Source organism: Natrinema pellirubrum DSM 15624, from assembly GCF_000230735.2.
GTDB lineage: Archaea > Halobacteriota > Halobacteria > Halobacteriales > Natrialbaceae > Natrinema > Natrinema pellirubrum.
In genome coordinates, this window is sequence record NC_019962.1 from 1470489 (window position 1) to 1491733 (window position 21245).

Below are 21245 nucleotides of genomic sequence, written 5' to 3' on the forward strand. Positions count from 1 at the left end.
GCAGTGTCGTCCGCGTCTACCGGTACTCCGAGGCCGGTTCGTCCACGTGTGATTCCCGGATCGAGATCCGGATGTCGGAGCCGTCCTCGAGTTCGCCCGTCGATCGGTCGGTACCTCCGTGTTCGGACGAGTCGCGTTCGACGGTTCGCATCCGTTCGCGTTCGGACGCGTCGTACGCCGAACTCATCGCGATCAGGAACCCGACCATCGCCGTCACGAGCGCCACGACGCCGATGGCGACGGCACCGATCGAGGCCACGGTACCGGAGAGGACTTCCCCGGAGACCAGAAGCGAGACGGCCGTCACGACCGCGATCAGGGTCAGGAGCCGGGCGAGCCGGCCGGTGTCGAGCCCCCGGTAGCTCTTCTCACCGGTCGTATCGGCCAACACCGACAGGATCCCCTCGTAGGAGTCGTCGCCCCGCGCGTTCCCCAGCGAGTGGATCGACTGTGCGACCCAGACGCCGGCGGTGAAGTTCAGGAACGCGACGAACGACACGAGTCCCACTTGGCCGCCGACGAACAGTCCCGACACGATCGCCCCTGCAAACGTCATCGCCATGATGGCGTGGGTCACCAGCGACCGCGTTCCGAAGTCTTCTAACTGAGCCATGTATCCCATGTTCATACTATACTTAGGTCCGCACCGGGCATAGCGTCGACCCCTGACTATGTTAATTGTGTACAATTAACGCGAATTTCAACACTCAGTGAGATGTCGTAGAGCCACCGGACGGCAACCGGATGGGATGGGGGCAACCCCTCGAGTCGCCGATGGGCGCACCGATCGCAGTCCACTTACCGCCACCCTGCGAACGAACGGCCATGCAGATCAAAGACCGGGAGCAGGTCGAGGGCGGCCGCGAACGGGTCACGGTCGTCCCCGAGAGCGTCGACGACCTCTGGCACCTGCAGTACGTTCTGGAGCCCGGCGACCGCGTCGCGGGCGATACGACCCGGCGGATCCAGCGCAACGACGACCAGATGCGCGATACCGGCGGCGAGCGCGAACACATGTGGGTCGCCATCGCCGTCGAGGACGTCGAGTTCCACAAGTTCGCCAATCGGCTGCGCGTCGGCGGCGAGATCGTCGCCTGCTCGCGCGAGGACCAGCTGAACTTCCATCACACCCTCAACGTCGAACCACGCGACGAACTCTCGATCGAGAAGCGGTTCAAACCCGACCAGGAGGCCCGCCTCGAGGAGGCCGAAGAGGCGACCGAAAACCCCGACGTGGCCATCGCGACCGTCGAGGAAGGTCAGGCCCACGTCCACACGGTCGCCCAGTACGGTACGGAAGAGCGGGCGACGATCACCGGCACGACCGGCAAGGGCGAGTACGCCCGCGGCCGGTCGGAACTGTTCGAGGAACTCGGCGAGGTTCTCAAACGGCAGGACGTCGACGCGATCATCCTCGCCGGCCCCGGCTTCACGAAACAGGACGCCTACAAGCACCTCGAGCAAAACGAGCCCGAGGTCGCCGAGACCGTTACGATGGTCGATACGGCCGCGGTCGGCGACCGGGGCGTCCACGAGGTACTCAAACGGGGCGCAGTTGCGGACGTCCAAGAGGAGACCCGCATCGAGAGCGAGGCCGAGTATATCGACGAACTCACGCGGCGCATCGCGGACGGTGCCAAGGCGGCCTACGGCCCCGAACAGGTCGAAAAAGCAGCCGAATTCGGCGCGATCGAACACCTGCTCGTCCTCGACGACCGCTTACAGAAAGAACGCGGTCCCGACGGCGAGTGGGCGATCAGCGTCGATGACGTCATCCGGACGACCGAGCAGAAAGGCGGCGAGGTGACGGTCTTCTCGAGCGAGTTCCCACCCGGCCAGCAGCTGTCGAACCTCGGTGGGATCGCCGCCCTGTTGCGGTATCGGCTCGAGTGAGTCCGTCGGCCTCGCCAACGGGCGCTTAGTCGCCCCTGACCTCGTCGCTGGCTTCGATGAGTTGGATCAGCACCGAGGCGAACACCGACTCCGAACTCCAGATCGCCGTCTCGCCGCTCTCCCCGCCGAGGACGCTCAACAGGATGCTGTCGTCGTCAGCGACGGCGATGCGGCCGGAGCGTTGATCGTCATCCCGGTGGCTCGGTGGGGTGTCGACGACGATCCCCTCATGGTCGGCGAACCGCTCGTGGATCGCCGGCGTCCTGCTGACGATGACGACCGAGACGCCGGCCGCCGCCCGCTCGGAGAGGGTCCGCTCGATCGAGTCGGTCACCAGTTCCGAGAGGCGCGTCCCGAAGATGATCCGGTCGTCGGCCTTCGAGACGAGTTCGATGATCCGGTCGGTAACGCGGTCGCGACCGCGGACCGTCCAGATATCCTCCTGGGTTTCCTCACCCGAAGGTTCGTTCTTGACCGTTTCGACGTACTCGAAGGCCCGGTCCTGTTCGCGTTCGAACTGATTCCGGAGCGTCTCCCGAGCGGTGTCGACGCTCACCGGCCGGTACCGGATCGGGTTCGACTGCTGGACCTCGAGCAAGCCCTTCGATTCCAAACTCTCGGCGACGCTGTAGACCTGCGACCGGGGGACGTCGGTGACCTCGGCGACGTCGCGGGCGGTCCCCGCGCCGAGCCGGTGCAAGGCGATGAAGACCTTGGCCTCGTAGCTGGTCAGCCCCAGCGTTTCGAAGGCGTCGACGGCCGCGTTCTCGTCGCTCACTCGTTGCTCCCTCCGTCGTCGGTCGGTTCGCCGCCGTCACTGGCGGTCGGTGCGGAGCCGGTGGCGCCGGCCGTATCGAACGAGACGTCCGGGCCGAAGTACCGCGTCCACAACACGAGCAGCGACGGGAGGACGACGACGCTCGCGAGGAACGCGTACGTGATCGTCAGCCCGGTGATGATCCCGAACTGCTGGAGCGCGGGGAGGATCGCGAAGGCGAGCGTCCCGAACCCGCCGACGGTCGTCGCCGCGCTGCCGAGCAACGCGCCGCCGGTGCCGGTGACGGTCGTCTGCAGCGCCGACCAGACGTTGCCCTGGCGCTCGAGTTCGAGCCGGTAGCGTTCGCTGATGTGGATGCTGTAGGCGACCCCGAGCCCGACGGTGAGGCTCGTGATCATCCCCGTGAGGACGTTGAAGGGCATCCCGATGAGATACATCGTGCCGAGGATCCAGGCCACGGAGAACGCGACCGGGAGCAGGGTGACCGCCCCCAGCGACGCGCTGTTGCCGGCCAGCCAGTAGGCGGCGGTGAGGAACAGGAACACCGCCACGAGCGTGATCAGCAGGCTCTCGAGGACGGTATCGAGCAGGTCCTGTTCGACGATGTGGCTGACGATCGGATCGCCGGTGGCGATGGCGCTCCACTCGCCGTCGCCGCGATCTTCGTAGTCGTCGGCGATGGTCCGCATCTCTTCGGTCGTCTCGCTGGCGGATGCATCGCCCTGAACGCCGACGATCAGTCGTGCGGACTCGTACTCGCCGCCGTCGGTCCGGTGGAGGACCTGGCTCGCGGCGTCTTCGTCGATCTCGAACAGCTGGTCGTACAGCGCCGAGACGTTCTCGTCGGGGACGCCGTCGCCGTCCGTATCGGCCGCGGTGAACGATTCGTTGAACGACTCGTTCTGGCCGGCGACCCGTTCCATCGTCGAGAGCGGCCCCTGAATGTCGGCGTCGCCGGTCGCGAGCGTGTAGGCAACACCGCCCTCGGCGGCGGCGTCGTCCCGTGCCTGATCGGTCGCGTTCAGGAACTCGTCGTCGGCGACATCACCCTCGACGAGGATCTGTGCCTGACTGTTTTCCGGCTGGAAGTGTTCGTTGACGTACTCGAGGTTGTCCTTGGCGTGGTACTCGCCGGGAGCCATCCCGCCGGGCAGGTTCTGCGTCCACTCCGGCGGGCTGTCGGCGAGGAAGTCCTCCTGCTGGAAGCTGGTGTCGACCTGCGTCGCCCCGTAAGCACCGCCGGCGGTGATCAGCGCGACGACCAGCAGGACGGCAAGCGGGAACCGACGGGCGGCGGTCGAACCGACCGTCAGCACCTCGCTGAAACGGCCGCCACCGGTCCCGAAGGCCCGTTTGCGGCGGTCGAAGCCGCGGGATTCGAGGAACTCGTCGATCTCGACCTTTGCGGCGGGGATCAACGCACCGAAGACGATCAGCGCGGCGACGATACCGACGGAGCTGACGACCCCGAACTCGCGGATGGGGCCGATCGGACTGACGAGGTTCGAGAGGAACCCGATGACGGTCGTGGCCGTCACCCAGACGAGGGCGGCGCCGACGCCGGCCAGCGCGACCGTCATCGAACCGCGGACGGTCCCATCGGCGCCGTCGGCCTCGCGCTGTTCGCGGTGGCGCATGAAGACGTGGATCGCGTAGTCGATCGAGAGCCCGATCAGCAACACCGGGACCGCGACGAACATCTGGTTGAACGCGATATCGGCCCAGCCCATGAAGCCGAACGTCCAGACGAGGACGGCGACGATGCCGGCGACCCCGAGGACGATATCGAGCGGGTCACGATAGGCGACCAGCAGGGCAACGACGACGAACAACAGCGCGAGCGGGCCGACGATGGCGAGGCTGTCGCCCATCGAGCGGTCGATCTCGTCCGTGATGACGCCGGCACCGAAGACGAGATAGTCCTGCTCGTGTGACTCCGCCATATCGCGGATCTCGAGTTGGCTATCGAGGATCTCGTCGCTGATCATGCCGCTTTCCATCCCGCCCGCGGTGTCGCCGGCGGTCGACTGCGTGATCGCCGTCATGCGGGTTTCGGCCGCCGTCGAGCCGGGTTCGTACGACGACGGCATGAACCCGATCGCGAAGTTGTCGTCGCCCTCACCCGACAGCGTCTCCTCGAGGGTTCGCTCGAACTCCTCATCGTCGAGATCCTCGAGGGCCGCGATCTGTTCCTCGAGCGGCGGTTGCTCGCTGCTCTGGAGGGCAGCGTACTCGGCCTCGAGGACGCCGACGGTGCCGTTCCGATACGCTTCCTGGCGCTGGGCCGAGAGTCGCTGGTACTCGGGATCTTCCGCCGGCGCGTCCGTCTGTGATCGAATCTCGTACTGCTGGGACTCGATCTCACGGACGTCCTGAACCGCAGCCTCGTACCGCGCGGTCTGGGTTTCGGAAAGGCCGGCCGTCGCGTTCTCGACGGTGGCGTTGAGTTGTGCCTCGAGTTCGGCGGCCTGTCGCTGGTACTCGGGGTCGGTCTCGTTGTACGAGTCGTTCAGTTGCTCGTACTGTCGCTGGATCCCGACCGTCGTGTTGAGCCCGTCGCTGAGCCGCGACCGGGTCTCGTTGAGTTCGGCCGCCCGTTCGTTTTTGATCACCGACGTCGCGATGACGTTCTCGACGCCGACCATCGACTGGTTCTCGACCAGCGTCTCGTTGATCGACTCGTCCTCGCGGATCTCCTGTTGTAGCTCCAGAGAGTCGATCAGAGACTCTTTCGTGAGAACGTTGTCGTCCTCGCTACCCCGAACGATCAACTGGACGGTCGTGGCGTTTTCCCGTTGTTCGCTGGTAAAGTTCTCATCGATCCGCTCGAGGGCTTTCGCCTCGTCGGAGTCGCTCTCGAACTGATCGAGCGAGGAGTCGTCGTCGACCATCGGCATGCCTGCACCGACGACTGCCGTCGTGAGCAGGAGGACGACGAGTACGATTCTCGTGTGAGACATGAGGGCGTCCGCGAGTCGATCGGGAACGCTCATGTGTTCACCTCCCGGTTCGGTCGTGGGGATTCGCATCGGATCATTTCTGTTGTTATGATCCTACAAACGCGACCGCACATATCTTTTTGGAAACGGGATCTAAAAGAGATAAAATCCAATATGTGTGGTTAAAGGTTTCAAAAATCACTTATACCATTGACTTTCTTCCCCTCCTGACCGTCACTCGTTTCGACCCGATTCGATCGAAACCGTCTGGAGGTCTTCGGCGAACCGAACGTCGCCGTCGTAGTGGGCTCCGATCGACTCGAGCATTTCCTCGTGCTGGCCCTCGGTGTGGGGGTAGAGGTGGGTCAGGTAGACCCGGCCGATCTCCCGGCCGGCCAGTGCGCGGCCGAGGCTGTCGGGCGTCGGGTGGTTCGAGACGTCGACGCCGTCGGGGAACGAACAGTCGTGGGCGAGGATCGCCGATCCCTCGGCGAAGTTGGCCAGCCCTTCGAAGGCCTCGCTGTCGCCGCTGAAGGTAAACCGGTCGTCGAACCGGTAGGCCAGACACGGCAGGGAGTGACGCGTCTCGTAGGCCGAGACGTCGAACCCGGCGACCGAGAACTCGCCGGGGACGACCTCCCGGACCTGCAGGTCGATCTTGTCCTGCATGTACTCGTGGACCGCCAGCAGGTCGTCGAGCAACGCCTTGGTTCCCTGCGGCCCGACGACCTCGAGGTGATCCTCCCCGGCGAGCCAGCGGGCCTTCAGCAGCGGGAGCAGGTCGGAGACGTGATCGAGGTGATGGTGGGTCAGCAGCACCGTCGAGACGCCCTCGTAGCCGACGCCGGACTGTTGGAGCCGCTGGAGGGCCCCGGCTCCGCAGTCGATCAGGACGGTCCGTCCGTCCTCCTGGACGAGGATGCCCGCCTGAAACCGTTCGCCAGTGGGCAACGCCGAACCCGTTCCGAGAAAGGTGACACGCATACGCTGGAGTGGCACGTCCGCCCCGATAAGGGTACCTCTCGCGAGCGCACCGGTCGGTACGAACGGATCACGGCGACGACCGCCGCGGACGCGACCGGTTTCGCGGTCAGCAGGTGTTCCGTCCCCGTCCCGAGGACACGAAGATTCAAGCGGTTCGACGCCACATCGTCGGGTATCGATCGATGGCATCGCTTCCGACGGCCCGCGGTCACGGACGCTCGAGGGGCGACGTGACGGCCGTCGTCGACGACGGCGATCGGACGGTGAGCCGATGATCGAGGGCCTCGAGGACGCGCTCCCGCCGGCGATCACGACGGCGACGGTCTATCGGATCGCCGGCTGGCTCCTGCGGCTCTACGTGGCCGGCTGTTTGCTCCTCGGAACCTACAGCCTGCTGTGGGTCCTCGAGGTCGGCGGCGTCCTCCCCGACCGGTGGCTGTCGACGGCCTGGATCGGCATCGCCGGGCTGGGGTCCGTGTTCCTCGCACTCGCGATTCCCCTGTTCTATCTCGCTCGCGGCACGGACGGGTGACCGAACGCGATCGGGGGGTTTACCCCCTCGCCGTCCCGACGGGACGACGAACACCATGACGGTCGTCCTCGCCGGCGTCGGCGCTGACAGCACGAACCTCGGTGCCCTGGCTCCGCTGTACGACGACGGGCGGTTCGAGTACGTTCCGATCCCCGAGAAGACCCGCGAGACGGCCGAGACCGAAACGCTCGGCTCGTGGGAGCTGCGGGCCGGTGACGGCGTCGCCGCGGACTTGACGACCCGTATCACGCCACAGCCGGTCCACGACGGGAGCGAGACCGTCGCCGGCGACGCCCTCGAGTCCTGGCCGCTCCACCGTGACCCCAACTTCGCGGCGCTGACCTACGGCGAACACCGGACCAGCGGCTACGTCTCGCGGCTGCGCGCGCTCGAGCCGGGCGACGTCGTCGGGTTCTACGCCGGCCTGCGCCGGCCCGACGGCGACCGCGCGCACCGCTATCTGATCGGCTACTTCACCGTCGACGAGGTTGCCGTCGTCGGCCCGGAGATGCCGCCGGCCGAGCGGGAATCGATCCTCGCTTCCCACCCCGAGAACGCACACGCGAAACGCGCACAGAACGGGGATCTCTACCTCGAGAAGCCGGTCGTGATCGTCGACGGCCGCGAACCCGGCGGGCTCTTCGAGCGGGACCCGATCCGGCTCAGCGACTACTACGTCAAGCCGGGCAACGAGCGGGCACAGTACTACCTCCGCGAAGAGATCGACGCGGAGTGGAACGTCCGGGCCGGCGGCGAGAACATGATGTACAAACCGGCCTATCGCTGTGCCCTCACGGGGTCGTCCTTTCGAGACCTGATCGGGGTTCCGGGCGCGCGGACGGCGGCGGAACGCGACCGCTGGAACCCGGGTCGCCCTCGGCAGCCGTAGGCAGCGGTCGGCGGCGGATCGACTCCTGCCGTCAGGACGAGACCGTTTCGATCCCGTCGAGAAGCGGTGCAATGTCGTCGACGTTCGGTCCGGTCGTCACCGTCGCGTCCGACCGGTCGTACTCGACGACGTCGTGATCGTCGAGTTTCGGCAGGTAGTAGTGGATCAGCTCGACGGTGATCGCACGACGATCAGTCCATCCGGCGGTACTCTCCTCGAGGGAGCGATCCGACGCGGCGAGGCGACGACCGAGTTCGTCGGGCGACGCCGGCTCGTCCGCCCGAAGCGCCTCGAGGACGGCCCGGTGTGTTTCGTCCGCGAGCAGCGTGTAGATGGTCTCGGTCTCGAGGGCGGTCTGTCGGGAACGGGACATAGCGGTGGGTCAGTTCGGAGCGCAACAGCGGTATCCCCTTACTAGTTGGGCACCCAGCGATAGTCACACGCGGTTCCGCATCGCTCGGTTTCATGTGCCAACGGCTCGAAACCGCGACCCAGTGACGGGTTCCGACGATACGACGCCACGACACGAGCGCGTCGAACGCCACGCGACGCCCGGGCCGCGCAACTCGCTGGCCCACTGGACGGCCGCCCGCAACCCGCTCCGGGTCGCGATCAACTACGTCGTCGTCTGGCTGGTCCGGATCTCGCCGAGTCTCACACTCAAGCGCTGGCTCCTGCGCCGGATCGGCGTCACGGTCGGCGAGGGGGTCTCGTGGGGGCTCGAGGCCACGCCGGACGTTTTCTGGCCGGACCTGATCACCGTCGAGGCCGACGCGATCGTCGGCTACGACGCGACGATCCTCTGTCACGAGTTCCTCTACGAGGAGTACCGGACCGGCGAGGTCGTCGTCGGCGAGCGAGCGATGATCGGCGCGGGCGCGATCGTACTGCCCGGCGTCGAGATCGGAGCGGGCGCTCGGGTGGCGGCGAACTCGCTGGTGACTCGTGACGTCCCACCGGGGACGACGGTCGCGGGGGTCCCCGCGGAACCGATGGGTGAACCGGCCGGTGACGGACCGACCGACGAACGGCCGGACTGACGGCTGCTCGCTCGAGCGGGCAGAAAAACGGACTCTCGGAGTCGGGGCGTCGAAACCGAGTTACAACGACGACCAGGACTTGCGGGCCTCGTTCCAGGAGGTGATGTCGGCGATCCAGCGGGCGGCGATCATCTTCTTTAAGTTCTTGGCCGGGATGCCGCCGAAGGTGTCGACGGGCAGGGAGATGCCGAAGGCGGGCTTGACCTCGTGGGCGACGGCTTCGTCGCCGACGGAGATGACGGTCCCCTTGTCCTCGTGTTCCCAGGTCTTCAACGGGCGGTTCTGGATCGCGCGGGCGATGTTCTCGCCGGCGACTTCGGCGGCCTGCCAGGCGGCCTGTGCCGTCGGCGGTGCGGGCTGGTCGCCCTGATCGATGATCGCCGAGTCGCCGATGGCGAAGACGCGCTCGTCGGAAGTCTGGAAGTTCGCGCTCGCGTTGACGCGGTTGTGTTCCTTCTCGAGGTCGGCGGTCTCCATCGCGTCGCGGCCCGTAATGCCGCCGGTCCAGACGAGGACATCGTGATCGAGGGGCTCGCCCTCGTCGAACTCGATGTGGTCCTCAGTGGCCTCGGTGATCGGGTCATCGGTGTGGATCTGGACACCGGCGTCCTCGAGGAGGTCCCGCAGGGCCTGCTGGATCTCGGGGTCGTTGCCGGGGAAGATCTCCTCGAGGGCCTCGACGAGGTGGATCTCGATCGGCGCGCGGTGTTCGTCGCGGAACTCGGCGATCTCGCCGGCGGTCTGGATGCCCGAGAGGCCGGCACCGCCGATGACGACCTGTGCGGGCTCGCCGCGGGTCGCCTCCTGACTGGCGTCTTTGACCGCTTCGTGGATCTCCAGCGCGTCGTCTAAACTCTTCAGGGTCAGGGAGTGTTCCTCGAGGCCGGGGATACCGTAGTAGGCGGTCTGGCTGCCCAGTCCGACGAGAACGTAGTCGTACTCGACGTCGTCGGTGTCTTCGAGTTCGACGACCTGCTCGTCGACGTCGAGGCCGACGACCTCGTCCTGGATAAAGCGGGTCGCGGGGTCGGCGATCTCCTCGACGGGGAAGGTGATGTCCGAGCGGACGCTGGGATCGCGGATGACGCGGTGGGATTCGTGGAGAACGAGGTGATAGTCGACGTCGGCGATCCAGGTCAGTCGCGCGTTGCCCCCGAGTTCGGATTGGAGCTTCGTGATCGCACCGGTTCCGGCGTAGCCGGCTCCGAGTACGACGACGTTCTCAGTCATACGGCATACTGAGAAACACTATGATACAAAGCTGTTGAAACCGGTTGCCCCACGAACGATGTTGACAAACGTCTCGTTTCGTGGAGCGGGCGTCGACGACTGGTCGGTCAGAAGATGCGCTTGCCGAACGTACTCGCGGTCAGTTCGGCTGCCAGCGTCGCCGTCTCGTTGCCCTCGTCCAAGATCGGGTTGACCTCGACGACGTCCATCGATCTGAGGACGTCGTCCGCGCGGTCGCGCCGCGAGAGGGCCTCGAGGGCGGCGTGGGCCTCCCGGTAGGTGACGCCGCCGCGGACGGGGGTGCCGACGCCGGGCGCGGTCTTGGGATCGAGCCAGTCGAGGTCGAGGCTGACGTGGACGCCGTCGGTCCCGTCGGTCGCGACAGCGAGCGCGTCCTCGACGACGGACGAGACGCCCCGCTGATCGATGTCGGACATGGTAAAGACGGTCAGTTCGCTCTCCCGGAGCAGTTCGCGTTCGCGATCGTCGATGCTCCGGAGACCGACGTACGCGATCGAAGACGCCTGGAGCCGGGGGGCGGGAGCCCACTCCGTCTCGCCGAACGACCCGTGGCCAAGCGCCGCGGCCAGCGGCATCCCGTGGACGTTGCCGCTGGGCGAGGTCTCGGGCGTATTGATGTCGGCATGGGCGTCGAACCAGATCGCGCCGAGATCGGCCTCGCGTGCCGACCCCGCCAGTGAGCCGATCGCAACCGAGTGGTCGCCACCGAGAACGAGGGGGAACTCCCCGTCCGCGAGCGTCGCCGCGACGCGGTCGCTCACTCGCCGACAGACGTCTTCGACCTCCCGGAGGAACTTCGCGTTCCCGTCGGTGGGCTGGTCGGCGTCCGGATCCCGTTCTTCTGCCCGGGGCATCGTCAGGTCGCCGTCGTCGACGGGTTCGACGTCCGCCTCGGCGAGTCGGTCGGCCAGATCCGCGTATCGGATCGCGGACGGTCCCATGTCGACCCCCCGGCGGTTCGCCCCGTAGTCCATCGGCGCGCCAATGATCCTGACGGTTCGGTCCATATCCACGATAGGGGGTCGACCGGCTTGGTCGTGGCGATCCCGTGGCGTTCTCGAGGGCGACAGGTTTAGGGTTAGACCCGTCTAAATCCGGGACAGCATGATGCTGAGCGACGTGATGGAGGACTACCTCAAGGCGATCTACCAGCTCCAACGCGGGACCGACGAGCGGATCCGCACGTCCGAGATCGCCGGGGAGTTAGACGTCACGTCGCCGACGGTCACCAGCATGCTCGACAAGCTCGAGGAACGGGAACTCGTCGACCGCGAGAAGTACCGCGGCGTCACGCTGACCGACGAGGGCGAGACGGTCGCCCTCGAGATCGTGCGCCACCACCGCCTGCTCGAGGCCTACCTCACCGAGCATCTCGACTACGACTGGTCGGAGGTCCACGCCGAGGCCGACCGACTCGAACACCACATCAGCGAGGATTTCGAGGCCCGCGTCGCCGACGCGCTCGGCGAGCCCACGGTCGATCCCCACGGCTCGCCGATCCCGGGCGCCGACCTCGAGCCGCCCGAGCGGCCCGCAGGCAAGGCCATCTCCGAGTTCGAGGAGGGGGCGATCGTCACCGTCGCGGAGGTTGCCGACCGCGACCCCGAGGTTCTCTCCTATCTCGCCGACCGCGGCGTCGAACCCGGCGTCGAACTCGAGATTCTCGAGGTCGCCCCCTTCGGCATGGTGACTGCTCGCTCGAGCGAGAGCGAGGAGCCGGTATCGCTGCCCGAAACGGTCGCACACCACGTCCGCGTCGTGACCCCGGCAGAGCCGGATCCACAGGGATAGTTCGCAAGCGTTTGACTCCCGGTGAATCGTGCCAACGGACACCTAGTTTCCGTCGCGGAACGAAAAGAAACATCTTCACGTCCCCCGTGCAAACGTCACGTTCCCCCACGAATCCGACGGACTCACCCGCCGGGTTTAAGGAAACCAAATACGAATAAATACCTATGTCATCCATCGAACTCACACCCAGCCAGAAGAAAATCCTCCGCGCGCTCACGAACCTCCACAAAGAGTCCGAAGATGCCATCAAAGGCGAGGACATCGCGGAACAGGTCGACCGCAACCCCGGCACGATCCGTAACCAGATGCAGAGTCTCAAAGCCCTCCAGCTCGTCGAGGGTGTACCGGGGCCGAAAGGTGGCTACAAGCCCACTGCAGCCGCCTACGAGGCACTCGAGATCCAGCAGATGGACGAGCCCGCCGCGGTCCCGATGCAACACGAGGGCGAACCAGTCGACGCCACCATCATCGAGGAAATCGACCTCTCGAGCGTTCACCACCCCGAACTCTGCCGGGCTGAGATCCACATTCAGGGGACGCTGAGCGACATCCACGAGGACGATTCGGTCACCGTCGGTCCGACGCCGCTCTCGAAGCTGCTGATCGAGGGAACAGTCGACGGCAAGGACGACACGAACAACATCCTGATCCTGCGGATCGACGACATGGTCGCGCCCGCCGAGGAACCGGCCCACTGATCGGCACTCGACCGCCGTCTCTCCGTCCATCTAGCGTCTGCTCTCTCCGCCGTATCGGTTCGAAAACAGCGTTTTTCGCCCGCTTGAGCAGCGCCGAGTCGCGGCCGGTTCAGTCCGTCGCGTCGACCGGTTCGTCGCCGGTTTCGGCGGCGGCTGCCGGGATGTCGTCGACCGCAGCGACTGCGTCGCCCTCCTCGACGTCCATGACGATCACGCCCATCGTGTTCCGGCTGACGGTCGAAATCTCGTCGACGCGGGTCCGAACGATCTGCCCACGTTCGCTCATCAGTACGAGCTGGTCGTCGTCGGAGACGGCTTTGACGGCCGTCACGGGCCCGTTTCGCTCGCCGGTCTTGATGTCGATCAGGCCCTTGCCGTACCGGGACTGGGTGCTGTACTCCGAAAGGGGTGTGCGCTTGCCGTAGCCGTTCTCGGTCACTGTCAGCAGCGCCTGCTCGTCGCCTTCGTCGGTCGCGACCAGTCCGGCCACGGCATCGCCGTCCTGCAGTTTGATGCCGTTGACGCCGCGAGCGTTTCGCCCCATCGCGCGGACTTCGTCCTCGTCGAAGCGGATCGTCATCCCGCCCTCGGTCGCGATGACCAGGTCCTGCGAGCCGTCGGTGACCTCGACGTCGACGAGTTCGTCGCCCGCCTCGAGATCGGCGGCGATGATCCCCGTCGAGCGGATGTTGTCGAACGCCTCGCCGGCGGTGCGTTTGACGTAGCCGTTCCGGGTGGCCATGGTCACGTACTCGTCGTCCTCGAGGGCGTCGGTGTCGACGATGGCCGTGATGTCCTCGCCGGGATCGAGGTCGAGGATGTTGACCGCGGATTTCCCGCGGGCCGTCCGGCCCATCTCGGGGATCTCGTAGGTCTTGAGCCGGTAGACCTCGCCCTGATTGGTAAAGCAGAGCAGGTAATCGTGGGTGTTCGCCCGGAAGACCGTCGCGACGCGGTCGTCTTCCTTGACATCCGCGCCGATGATGCCCTTGCCACCCCGTCCCTGGGGGTCGAACTGGTCGATCGGCATCCGCTTGACGTAGTCGTCTTCGGTCATGACGACGACGACCTCCTCCTCGGGGATGAGGTCCTCGTGGGTGACCGTCCCCTCGTCCTCGACGATCGAGGTCCGGCGGTCGTCGGCGTACTCGGCTTTGATCTCGCGGAGTTCCTCCTTGATGACTGAGAGCAACTCGTCCTCGCTCTCGAGGATGGCGGTCAGGCGCTCGATCTCGGCCTGGACCTCCTCGTACTCCTCGTTGATCTCCGCGGCCTCCATCGAGGTGAGACTCCCCAGTTGCATCCGGACGATGTGGTCGGCCTGGTCCGCGGAGAAGTCGTAGGCGTCCTGGAGGTTCTCCTTTGCGTCCGATCGGGTCTCGCTGTTCTGGATCAGTTCGACCACGTCCTCGGCGTTCTCGACGGCCGTCAGCCGGCCCTCGAGGATGTGGGCGCGGTCCTCGGCCTCCGCAAGGTCGTACTCGCTGCGCCGGCGGACGACCTCGCGGCGGTGGGCGACGTACTCCTCTAACGTCTCCTTGAGCGAGAGGACCCGTGGCTGGCCGTCGACCAGCGCGAGGTTGATGACGCCGAAGGTCTTCTCGAGGTGGTTCTCGAGCAGTTTGTTCTTGACGACCTCGGCGTTTGCCCCGCGGTTGAGTTCGATGACGATCCGGACGCCGTCGCGGTCGGACTCGTCGCGCAGGTCGGAGATCCCCTCGATCTCCCCTTCGTTGACGTCGTCGGCGATGCGCTCGACGAGGCGGGCCTTGTTGGCCTGGAACGGGAGTTCGGTGATGACGATCCGCTCACGCCCGTTCTTCCACTCCTCGACCTCGAACTCGGCCCGGACGCGGAGGCGGCCACGCCCGGTCTTGTAGGCGGAGTAGATCGCGTCGCGCCCGACGATGTTCGCGCCGGTCGGGAAGTCGGGTCCCTTGACGTGTTCCATCAGGTCTTCGACCGTCGCGTCGGGGTCGTCAATCAGTTCGATCGTCGCGTCGATCACCTCGCCGAGATTGTGCGGCGGGATGTTCGTCGACATCCCGACCGCGATCCCGGAGGATCCGTTGACGAGTAGGTTCGGGAACGCTGCCGGCAGGACGTCGGGTTCCTGCAGGCGGTCGTCGTAGTTCGCGGAGAAGTCGACGGTGTCTTTCTCGATGTCCGCGAGCAACTCCTCGGAGATCGGCGACATCCGGGCCTCGGTGTATCGCTGTGCGGCGGCCGGGTCGCCGTCCATCGAGCCGAAGTTCCCCTGGCCGTCCACGAGGGGATATCGCATCGAGAAGTCCTGGGCCATCCGGACCAGGGTGTCGTAGATCGCGCTGTCACCGTGGGGGTGGTAGTCACCCATCGTCTCCCCGACGATCGAGGAGGATTTGCGGTGGCTCGAGCCGCTCGAGACACCCATCTCGTGCATCGCATAGAGGATGCGCCGGTGGACGGGCTTGAGACCGTCCTCGACGCGGGGCAGCGCCCGCCCCGCGATGACGGACATCGCGTAGTCGATGTAGCTCTGTTCCATCTCGTCCTCGATGCGGACGTTCTCTACCGCTCGCGCCTCGATATCAGTCGGATCGGGTACGTCTGAACTCATGTAGTTACCTCACCTCGGCTCTCAAATGTCGATCCACTCGGCTTCCGGCGCGTGTTCCTTGATGAACTGCTTGCGGGGTTCGACGGCGTCGCCCATCAGGACGGAGAACATCTTGTCCGCCGCGGCCGCGTCCTCGATGGTGATCTGTTTGAGGATGCGGTTGTCCGGGTCCATCGTCGTATCCCAGAGCTGTTGGGGGTTCATCTCGCCTAACCCCTTGAACCGCTGGACCTGCGATGGGTTGCCGTCGCATTTCTCCGCGACGATCTCGTCGCGTTCGGCCTCCGTCATCGCGTCGTAGGTCTCGCCGCGATAGCGGATCCGGTACAGCGGCGGCTGGGTCGCGTAGACGTAGCCACCCTCGAGCAGCGGGCGCATGTGCCGGTAGAAAAACGTCAGCAGGAGCGTCCGGATGTGAGCCCCGTCGACGTCGGCGTCGGTCGCCATGATGATCTTCTTGTACCGGACGTCCTCGATGTCGAACTCGTCGCCGATCCCCGCGCCGATGGCGGTGATCATGTTCCGGATCTCGTCGTTCTCGAGGATGCGATCGAGCCGGTGTTTCTCGACGTTGAGGATCTTCCCTTTGATCGGCAGGATGGCCTGGAGGTCGGGGTTGCGGGCCTGTTTCGCACTGCCGCCCGCGGAGTCACCCTCCGCGATGAACAGTTCGGCCTCTTCGGGGTCTTTGGTCTGGCAGTCGGCCAGTTTCCCGGGGAGGGAGGTCGACTCGAGGGCGGACTTGCGCCGCGTGAGTTCCTCGGCTTTCTGGGCGGCCATTCGGGCCTTGGCGGCCTCGACGGCCTTGTTGACGATCGACTCGGCGGTGTCGGGGTGTTCTTCGAAGTAGGTGCCGAGCCCCTCGTGCATGGCGCTCTCGACGATTCCTCGAACTTCGGAGTTGCCGAGTTTCGTCTTCGTCTGGCCCTCGAACTGGGGATCGGGGTGTTTGATCGAGATGACCGCCGTCAGTCCCTCGCGGATGTCCTCGCCCGTGAGGTTGTTATCGAGGTCCGAGAGGAGGTCGTTCTCGTTGGCGTAGTCGTTGACCGTCCGGGTCAGAGCGGTCTTGAACCCGGTGAGATGGGTGCCACCCTCGCGGGTGTTGATATTGTTCGCGAAGGCGTGGATCGAGCCCTGCAGTTCCTGTGTGGCCTGCATCGCGACCTCGATCTGGATGCTCTGTTCCTCGTCCTCGAAGTAGATGACGTCCTCGTGCATCGCCGAGCGCGTCTCGTTCAGGTACTCGACGAACTCGCGGATGCCGCCGTCGTACTCGTAGGTCTCGGAGACCACGTCGCCGTCGTCGGTCTCCTCGCGCTCGTCGCGGAGCGTAATGCGAACGCCCGAGTTGAGGAAGGCCAGTTCGCGGAGCCGGTTCGACAGCGTCGAGAACGACATCTCGCCCGTCTCGAAGATTCCGGTGTCGGGCCAGAACTGAATCTGGGTGCCGGTCTCCTCGTCGGACTCCATATCGCGGACCCGCTCCATGTCGCCGACGGGTTCGCCGCCTTCGAAGGCGTGGCGGAAGACCCCGCCGTCGCGTTTGACCTCGGCCTCGAGTCGTTCGGAGAGGGCGTTGACGACGCTGACGCCGACGCCGTGGAGGCCGCCGGAGACCTGGTAGGACTTGTTGTCGAACTTGCCGCCGGCGTGGAGGACGGTCAGAATGACCTCGAGTGCAGGGCGGTCGTACTCCTCGTGTGTGTCGACGGGGATGCCGCGGCCGTCGTCGGCGACGCTCACCGAGCCGTCCTCGTGGATGGAGACGGTGATGTCGTCGCAGTGGCCGGCCAGTGCCTCGTCGATCGAGTTGTCCACCACTTCGTAGACCAGATGGTGGAGTCCTCGAGAATCGGTAGAGCCGATGTACATCGCCGGTCGCTTTCGTACAGCCTCCAGGCCCTCTAAGACCTGAATCTGCCCGGCTCCGTACTCGCTTTCCTGGGACATGTAAAACCTGCTTTCGGATAGCGGTCCGGCCCTAATAAAAGTCACGTGTACGCGCGCGAGCGCGGATCCGGTGAATCGCGGCGGCGAAACCGAACCTGCCGTCGAAGCGGCTTAGATGACCGCGTCGAACTCCTCGTGGCCCTGAATGTCGACGCCCTCGCCGGTGACTTCCGCGAGGAAGACGCCGTTGCCCGAGCCGGTGTCGCGCTCGACGGCGCTTTTGATCGCGCGGGCCGCGACGGACTTCGCGTCCTCGAGCGAGAGGTCGTCCTCATACTCCTGCTCGAGGAGGCCGTAAGCCAGTTGCATCCCGGAGCCGGTGACGGTGTAGTCGTCGGCCATGACACCGCCGGCGGGGTCGATGCTGTAGACGTGACTGCCTTCGCTGTCGACGCCGCCGAGGATGGGGTTGATCGCCCGGAACGGGCCGCCGCGGGCGAAGTTACCCGCCAGCGTCGCCAGCGCCTCGATCGGCATCGGCTCGTCGCGCCGGGATTCATAGAGGTTGACCTCGGCTCGCAGCGTCGAGATGAACGACTGCGCGCCGCCGACGGAGCCGACCAGCGTCAGTGCGCCGGTCGGGTGGATCTGCTCGACCTTCTGGACGTTCTTGTTCGAGACGAACCGCCCGCCGAGGCTGGCGCGCATGTCCGTCGCGATGACGACGCCCTCGTCGGTCGTGATGCCGATGGTCGTCGTCCCGGTCTTGGTGACCGTCCCGTCGTCGCCGGTCTGGCTGCCGTTCGGCAGCGACCCCAGTTCGGGCTCGTACGGCGACGGGTCGCCGTTGCCCTGCGAGAGCGGGTTATTCATCGCTTTCCTCCGTGTCGATCTCCGCGACGATCGACTCGAGGCGCTCGTCGTCGACCGTACTGAACGACTCGTCCTCGGTCGTGATCGTCGCGACGTCGACCGCTTCGGCCGCGACGGACTCCTCTTCGGGCTCGTTGAGCGCGCTGATGGCGAGTTCGATGCCGGCATCGATGTCCAGGTCCTCGCGGTACTCCTCCTCGAGGTAGCCCTGGATGACGTCGCGGTCGCCGCCGACGGCGGCGGCCTGCCACTCGTAGTCGGTGCCGGAGGGGTCGGTCTCGAACAGCCGCGGCTGGCCGTCCTCGACACCGCCGACCAGCAGCGCGACCCCGAACGGTCGCGCGCCGCCGGTCTGGGTGTACTCCTGGATATGATCGGTGATCGATCGGGTCAGCGTCTCGACGCCGATATCCTGACCGTAGCGGAGCTGTTCGCCCTGTGCGCGTCGCCGTGCGAGGTCGATCAACTGGCGCGCATCGGCGACGTGGCCGGCGCTTGCGACGCCGACGTGGTCGTCTGCCTTGTGGATCTTCTCGACGCTCGAGCGCTCCATGAGCGGCGAGCTGATCTGGCGGTTCGCGGCGAGGACGACGCCGTCGGGCGTTCGAACGCCGACGCTCGCGGTACCGCGTTTGACGGCTTCGCGAGCGTACTCGACTTGGTAGAGGCGTCCGTCCGGGGAGAAGATGGTGATACCCCGGTCGTAGGCCTGCTGTTGGGATTGTCCTTGCATTTGGTCTTCACCTGTGGTAAGGGATAGAAATATATAGGCCTTCTTCTGAAGGCAACTTGGCCTGTATCGGCCGCTTCGACCCGAACTCCCAAGAAAGTGGTGCCAGCAGGGACTCGAGAGGGTCGGCCCGATACGGGACCGATCGGCGGCGTCGGCCGACTCTCGAGAGACGACGTCTCGATCGGGTCGGCGGGCTGATCGGTCGGTGTCGGCGATCGTTGCCGCTCCGAGCCCGACGCCCTCGAGGTCGTCACGCTGGGTCGATCCGTCATGAATCGGTAAACATCGGATTACTCGAGTCGGCGTTGCGAGGGGTGGGCTGCTATCTCAAGCTTTCCGCTCAACCGGATCCCAATCGTTGCTTCGGGTACAGCATTCCGTGCGACAGTACACAGGTGCAATTCGTCCGGCCGCGAGTCGATGCGGCCGGACTGGCTCGAGCGGGCAACACGTCTGCCGGTTTTCGGAGCAGTCCCACACATGGAAGAACACAGTACCGTGGTCGACGTTCCTGTCGAAAAGGCCAAACAAACAGTTCACCAGTACGGGCTCGGTCTCCTCTTCGCAGCGAATATTTTCGGAGCCGGGTCCGTCTACATCCTGACACAGGCGGGCGTCAGTTTCGGGTTCGGCCTGTTGTGGGTCCTGCCGCTGGCACTCGGCGTCGGGCTGACGATGCACGAAATGTCGGCTCGCCTCGCGGCGAAGGACGAACCGCTCATGGACTATATCAGGGACGTGATCGGCCCGACGGCGGCGAAACCGTTCGCGCTCGGAATCGCGTTCATCATGCAGTTCTGGAGCGTGGCGAACTACGCGCTCGCGGGAGCCGCACTGGTCTTTCTGACCCCACTGTCGAACCTGTACGTGGGGATAATCCTCATGGCGGCGCTGGGCATCTCGCTCGTTGAACTCCGGGTGTACAGCCGCATCGAGGGCGTCATCGCGACGCTCGTTCTCGCGATCTTCGCCTCGTATCTGGTCATCGTCGCGAACCTCCAGCCCGCGCTTGGCGGCGTCGCGATGGGGTTCGTCCCGACGATATCCGGTGATCTGAACTATCTCACGATGATCATCGCGCTGATGGGGACGACCGTCTACTATCCGAACTTCTTCATCCAGACGAGCATGCAACACGAGAAAGACTGGACGAACGTCTCCCGCTACCGCAAAGATCACACCGTCGGACTGGCGGCCGTCGTCGCGCTCAGCGCGACGGTCGTCATCGCGGCGGCGATGGCCGTCCCCGACGGGACGCTCACCCTGACTGCCCCCGCGGAACCGCTGATCGACATGATCGGCCCGTGGGTACTCGGGGTGTTCGTCCTCGCGGTCGGTGCCGCCTCCTTCACGAGCGCGACCGGAACGCTGTTCGCCGCCGGCTTCATGGTCCCGCAGTCGTACGAACTCACGACCCAGTTCGGCGACATGCACTTCCGCCGGACCGTCCACTTCCTGATCGGCCTCTCGGTCGTCCTCGCGATCCCGATCCTCGCGTTCACCGACTTCACGCCGGTCAGGCTGGCGCTGCTCATGCCCGCCGTCAACGGCGTCGTCGGGCTGCCGATCACGGCGCTTGCACTGTTTGCGGCGATCAAGCGCTACTTCGAGCCGAGTCGACTCGAGCAAGCGATTTTCTTTGCGGCCGTGGTCGCGATGTTCCTGACGTCGCTCGTGACCGCCGAATCGCTCGTTCGCTCGATCGCCGGGCTGCTCTGACGGCGCTGGCCTCGAACCGGTCCGGCCTGCAGACACGGGCAGCGGCCTCTTTGCGCCGAGGCGTGGATCTCGAGGCCATGAGCGAGTACGACGGCACCGAGAACCCCGACACTCCCTGGCGAGAGGATGGAACCGACGAACACGACAACCGCGGGGACGAGGGGGTGACCGGCGGGGACAAAACGCCGTTCGAACCAAACCGGGCCGAACGCGGAACGTGGCTGTCGGCAGCGATCGCCCTGGCCGGGATCGCGGTCCTCGGGCAGGCGTTGCTTCTCGAACTGGCCGCGGGCCAGTTCTGGAACGATGTCTTCATCGGCGTGACGCTGTCGATCGCCGGCGCGTACAACTACGTCCGCCGCACGAATGGGGCGTTCGGGAGCATGGGCGTCGCGGTCCTCGTGGCGCTCGTCGGCCTCTGGCTCGTCGCCGCTCCGTTCCTGCTGGGTGCCGGCAGCGGCGGCGTCGAGACGACGAGCGAACCCGGCTTCTGGATCGACGTCGTCGCCGGACTGCTCGCCGCCGGACTGGGGATTTACAGCGCCATCCGGATCCGGCGTCGCCGCCGAGCCGTCGACGTCCGACCCACGGCGACGTGAAAGCGGCATTGTCCGGCCCAACCCACTTACCGCC

The 21245-nt window shown here is 65.7% G+C and carries 19 protein-coding genes; 8 read left to right on the plus strand and 11 right to left on the minus strand.

Features of this window, described 5'->3' with window-relative positions; all coding sequences use genetic code 11:
• Window positions 1-16: 16 nt before the first annotated feature.
• Window positions 17-628 (minus strand): hypothetical protein, encoded by a 612-nt coding sequence (locus NATPE_RS07190; protein WP_015298866.1) that lies wholly within the window; start codon window positions 626-628, stop codon window positions 17-19.
• Between the two features lie 197 nt (window positions 629-825).
• On the opposite strand from NATPE_RS07190, the gene NATPE_RS07195 reads away from it, so the two are divergent.
• Window positions 826-1893, plus strand: coding sequence for an mRNA surveillance protein pelota (locus tag NATPE_RS07195; protein WP_006179398.1), 1068 nt, complete (start codon window positions 826-828; stop codon window positions 1891-1893).
• Between the two features lie 25 nt (window positions 1894-1918).
• Here the strand turns inward: NATPE_RS07195 and NATPE_RS07200 are convergent, their stop codons facing one another.
• The 3 genes from NATPE_RS07200 to NATPE_RS07210 form a co-directional block, all read right to left on the minus strand.
• Window positions 1919-2671 (minus strand): TrmB family transcriptional regulator, encoded by a 753-nt coding sequence (locus tag NATPE_RS07200; RefSeq protein WP_006179397.1) that lies wholly within the window; start codon window positions 2669-2671, stop codon window positions 1919-1921.
• A complete protein-coding gene (locus tag NATPE_RS07205; protein WP_006179396.1) occupies window positions 2668-5664 on the minus strand; it encodes an MMPL family transporter in 2997 nt (998 codons plus the stop codon). The genes NATPE_RS07200 and NATPE_RS07205 overlap by 4 nt, the downstream gene beginning before the upstream one ends.
• 180 nt (window positions 5665-5844) lie before the next feature.
• On the minus strand, window positions 5845-6594 hold the full coding sequence (locus NATPE_RS07210) for an MBL fold metallo-hydrolase (protein WP_006179395.1): 750 nt from the start codon (window positions 6592-6594) through the stop codon (window positions 5845-5847).
• A gap of 271 nt (window positions 6595-6865) precedes the next feature.
• Between NATPE_RS07210 and NATPE_RS07215 the strand changes: the two genes are divergently transcribed.
• Window positions 6866-7126: a hypothetical protein gene (locus NATPE_RS07215; RefSeq protein ID WP_006179394.1), complete on the plus strand. Its 261-nt coding sequence runs from the start codon at window positions 6866-6868 to the stop codon at window positions 7124-7126.
• Window positions 7127-7181: 55 nt separating this feature from the next.
• On the plus strand, window positions 7182-8015 hold the full coding sequence (locus NATPE_RS07220; protein WP_006179393.1) for an Nmad3 family putative nucleotide modification protein: 834 nt from the start codon (window positions 7182-7184) through the stop codon (window positions 8013-8015).
• Window positions 8016-8046: 31 nt separating this feature from the next.
• Here the strand turns inward: NATPE_RS07220 and NATPE_RS07225 are convergent, their stop codons facing one another.
• The gene (locus NATPE_RS07225; protein ID WP_006179392.1) at window positions 8047-8388 is read right to left on the minus strand and encodes a DUF7344 domain-containing protein; all 342 of its coding nucleotides are present in this window, start codon (window positions 8386-8388) and stop codon (window positions 8047-8049) included.
• Between the two features lie 121 nt (window positions 8389-8509).
• On the opposite strand from NATPE_RS07225, the gene NATPE_RS07230 reads away from it, so the two are divergent.
• A complete protein-coding gene (locus NATPE_RS07230; protein WP_006179391.1) occupies window positions 8510-9055 on the plus strand; it encodes an acyltransferase in 546 nt (181 codons plus the stop codon).
• A gap of 60 nt (window positions 9056-9115) precedes the next feature.
• Here the strand turns inward: NATPE_RS07230 and NATPE_RS07235 are convergent, their stop codons facing one another.
• Window positions 9116-10285 carry an NAD(P)/FAD-dependent oxidoreductase gene (locus NATPE_RS07235; protein WP_006179390.1) on the minus strand — a complete coding sequence of 390 codons (1170 nt, stop codon included), beginning with the start codon at window positions 10283-10285 and terminating at the stop codon, window positions 9116-9118.
• A gap of 107 nt (window positions 10286-10392) precedes the next feature.
• Complete coding sequence (rocF, locus tag NATPE_RS07240; RefSeq protein WP_006179389.1) at window positions 10393-11313, minus strand: arginase; 921 nt, start codon at window positions 11311-11313, stop codon at window positions 10393-10395.
• A 97-nt stretch (window positions 11314-11410) separates the two neighbouring features.
• Here rocF and NATPE_RS07245 point away from each other — a divergent pair, with 97 nt between their 5' ends.
• Complete coding sequence (locus tag NATPE_RS07245; protein ID WP_006179388.1) at window positions 11411-12097, plus strand: metal-dependent transcriptional regulator; 687 nt, start codon at window positions 11411-11413, stop codon at window positions 12095-12097.
• Between the two features lie 164 nt (window positions 12098-12261).
• Complete coding sequence (locus NATPE_RS07250) at window positions 12262-12795, plus strand: Rrf2 family transcriptional regulator (RefSeq protein WP_006179387.1); 534 nt, start codon at window positions 12262-12264, stop codon at window positions 12793-12795.
• A 109-nt stretch (window positions 12796-12904) separates the two neighbouring features.
• Here NATPE_RS07250 and gyrA read toward each other — a convergent pair whose 3' ends face one another.
• From gyrA to psmA, 4 genes are all read right to left on the minus strand, one after another.
• On the minus strand, window positions 12905-15394 hold the full coding sequence (gene gyrA / locus NATPE_RS07255) for a DNA gyrase subunit A (protein ID WP_006179386.1): 2490 nt from the start codon (window positions 15392-15394) through the stop codon (window positions 12905-12907).
• Between the two features lie 21 nt (window positions 15395-15415).
• Window positions 15416-17347, minus strand: a complete 1932-nt coding sequence (gyrB, locus tag NATPE_RS07260; protein WP_006179385.1) for a DNA topoisomerase (ATP-hydrolyzing) subunit B — start codon at window positions 17345-17347, stop codon at window positions 15416-15418.
• A gap of 111 nt (window positions 17348-17458) precedes the next feature.
• Complete coding sequence (gene psmB / locus NATPE_RS07265) at window positions 17459-18160, minus strand: archaeal proteasome endopeptidase complex subunit beta (protein WP_006179384.1); 702 nt, start codon at window positions 18158-18160, stop codon at window positions 17459-17461.
• Complete coding sequence (psmA, locus tag NATPE_RS07270; RefSeq protein ID WP_006179383.1) at window positions 18153-18893, minus strand: archaeal proteasome endopeptidase complex subunit alpha; 741 nt, start codon at window positions 18891-18893, stop codon at window positions 18153-18155. Before psmA ends, psmB begins: the two co-directional genes overlap by 8 nt.
• A gap of 480 nt (window positions 18894-19373) precedes the next feature.
• On the opposite strand from psmA, the gene NATPE_RS07275 reads away from it, so the two are divergent.
• Window positions 19374-20612, plus strand: a complete 1239-nt coding sequence (locus NATPE_RS07275; protein ID WP_006179382.1) for an NRAMP family divalent metal transporter — start codon at window positions 19374-19376, stop codon at window positions 20610-20612.
• A 77-nt stretch (window positions 20613-20689) separates the two neighbouring features.
• Window positions 20690-21211, plus strand: a complete 522-nt coding sequence (locus NATPE_RS07280; RefSeq protein WP_015298870.1) for an SPW repeat domain-containing protein — start codon at window positions 20690-20692, stop codon at window positions 21209-21211.
• Window positions 21212-21245: the final 34 nt, after the last annotated feature.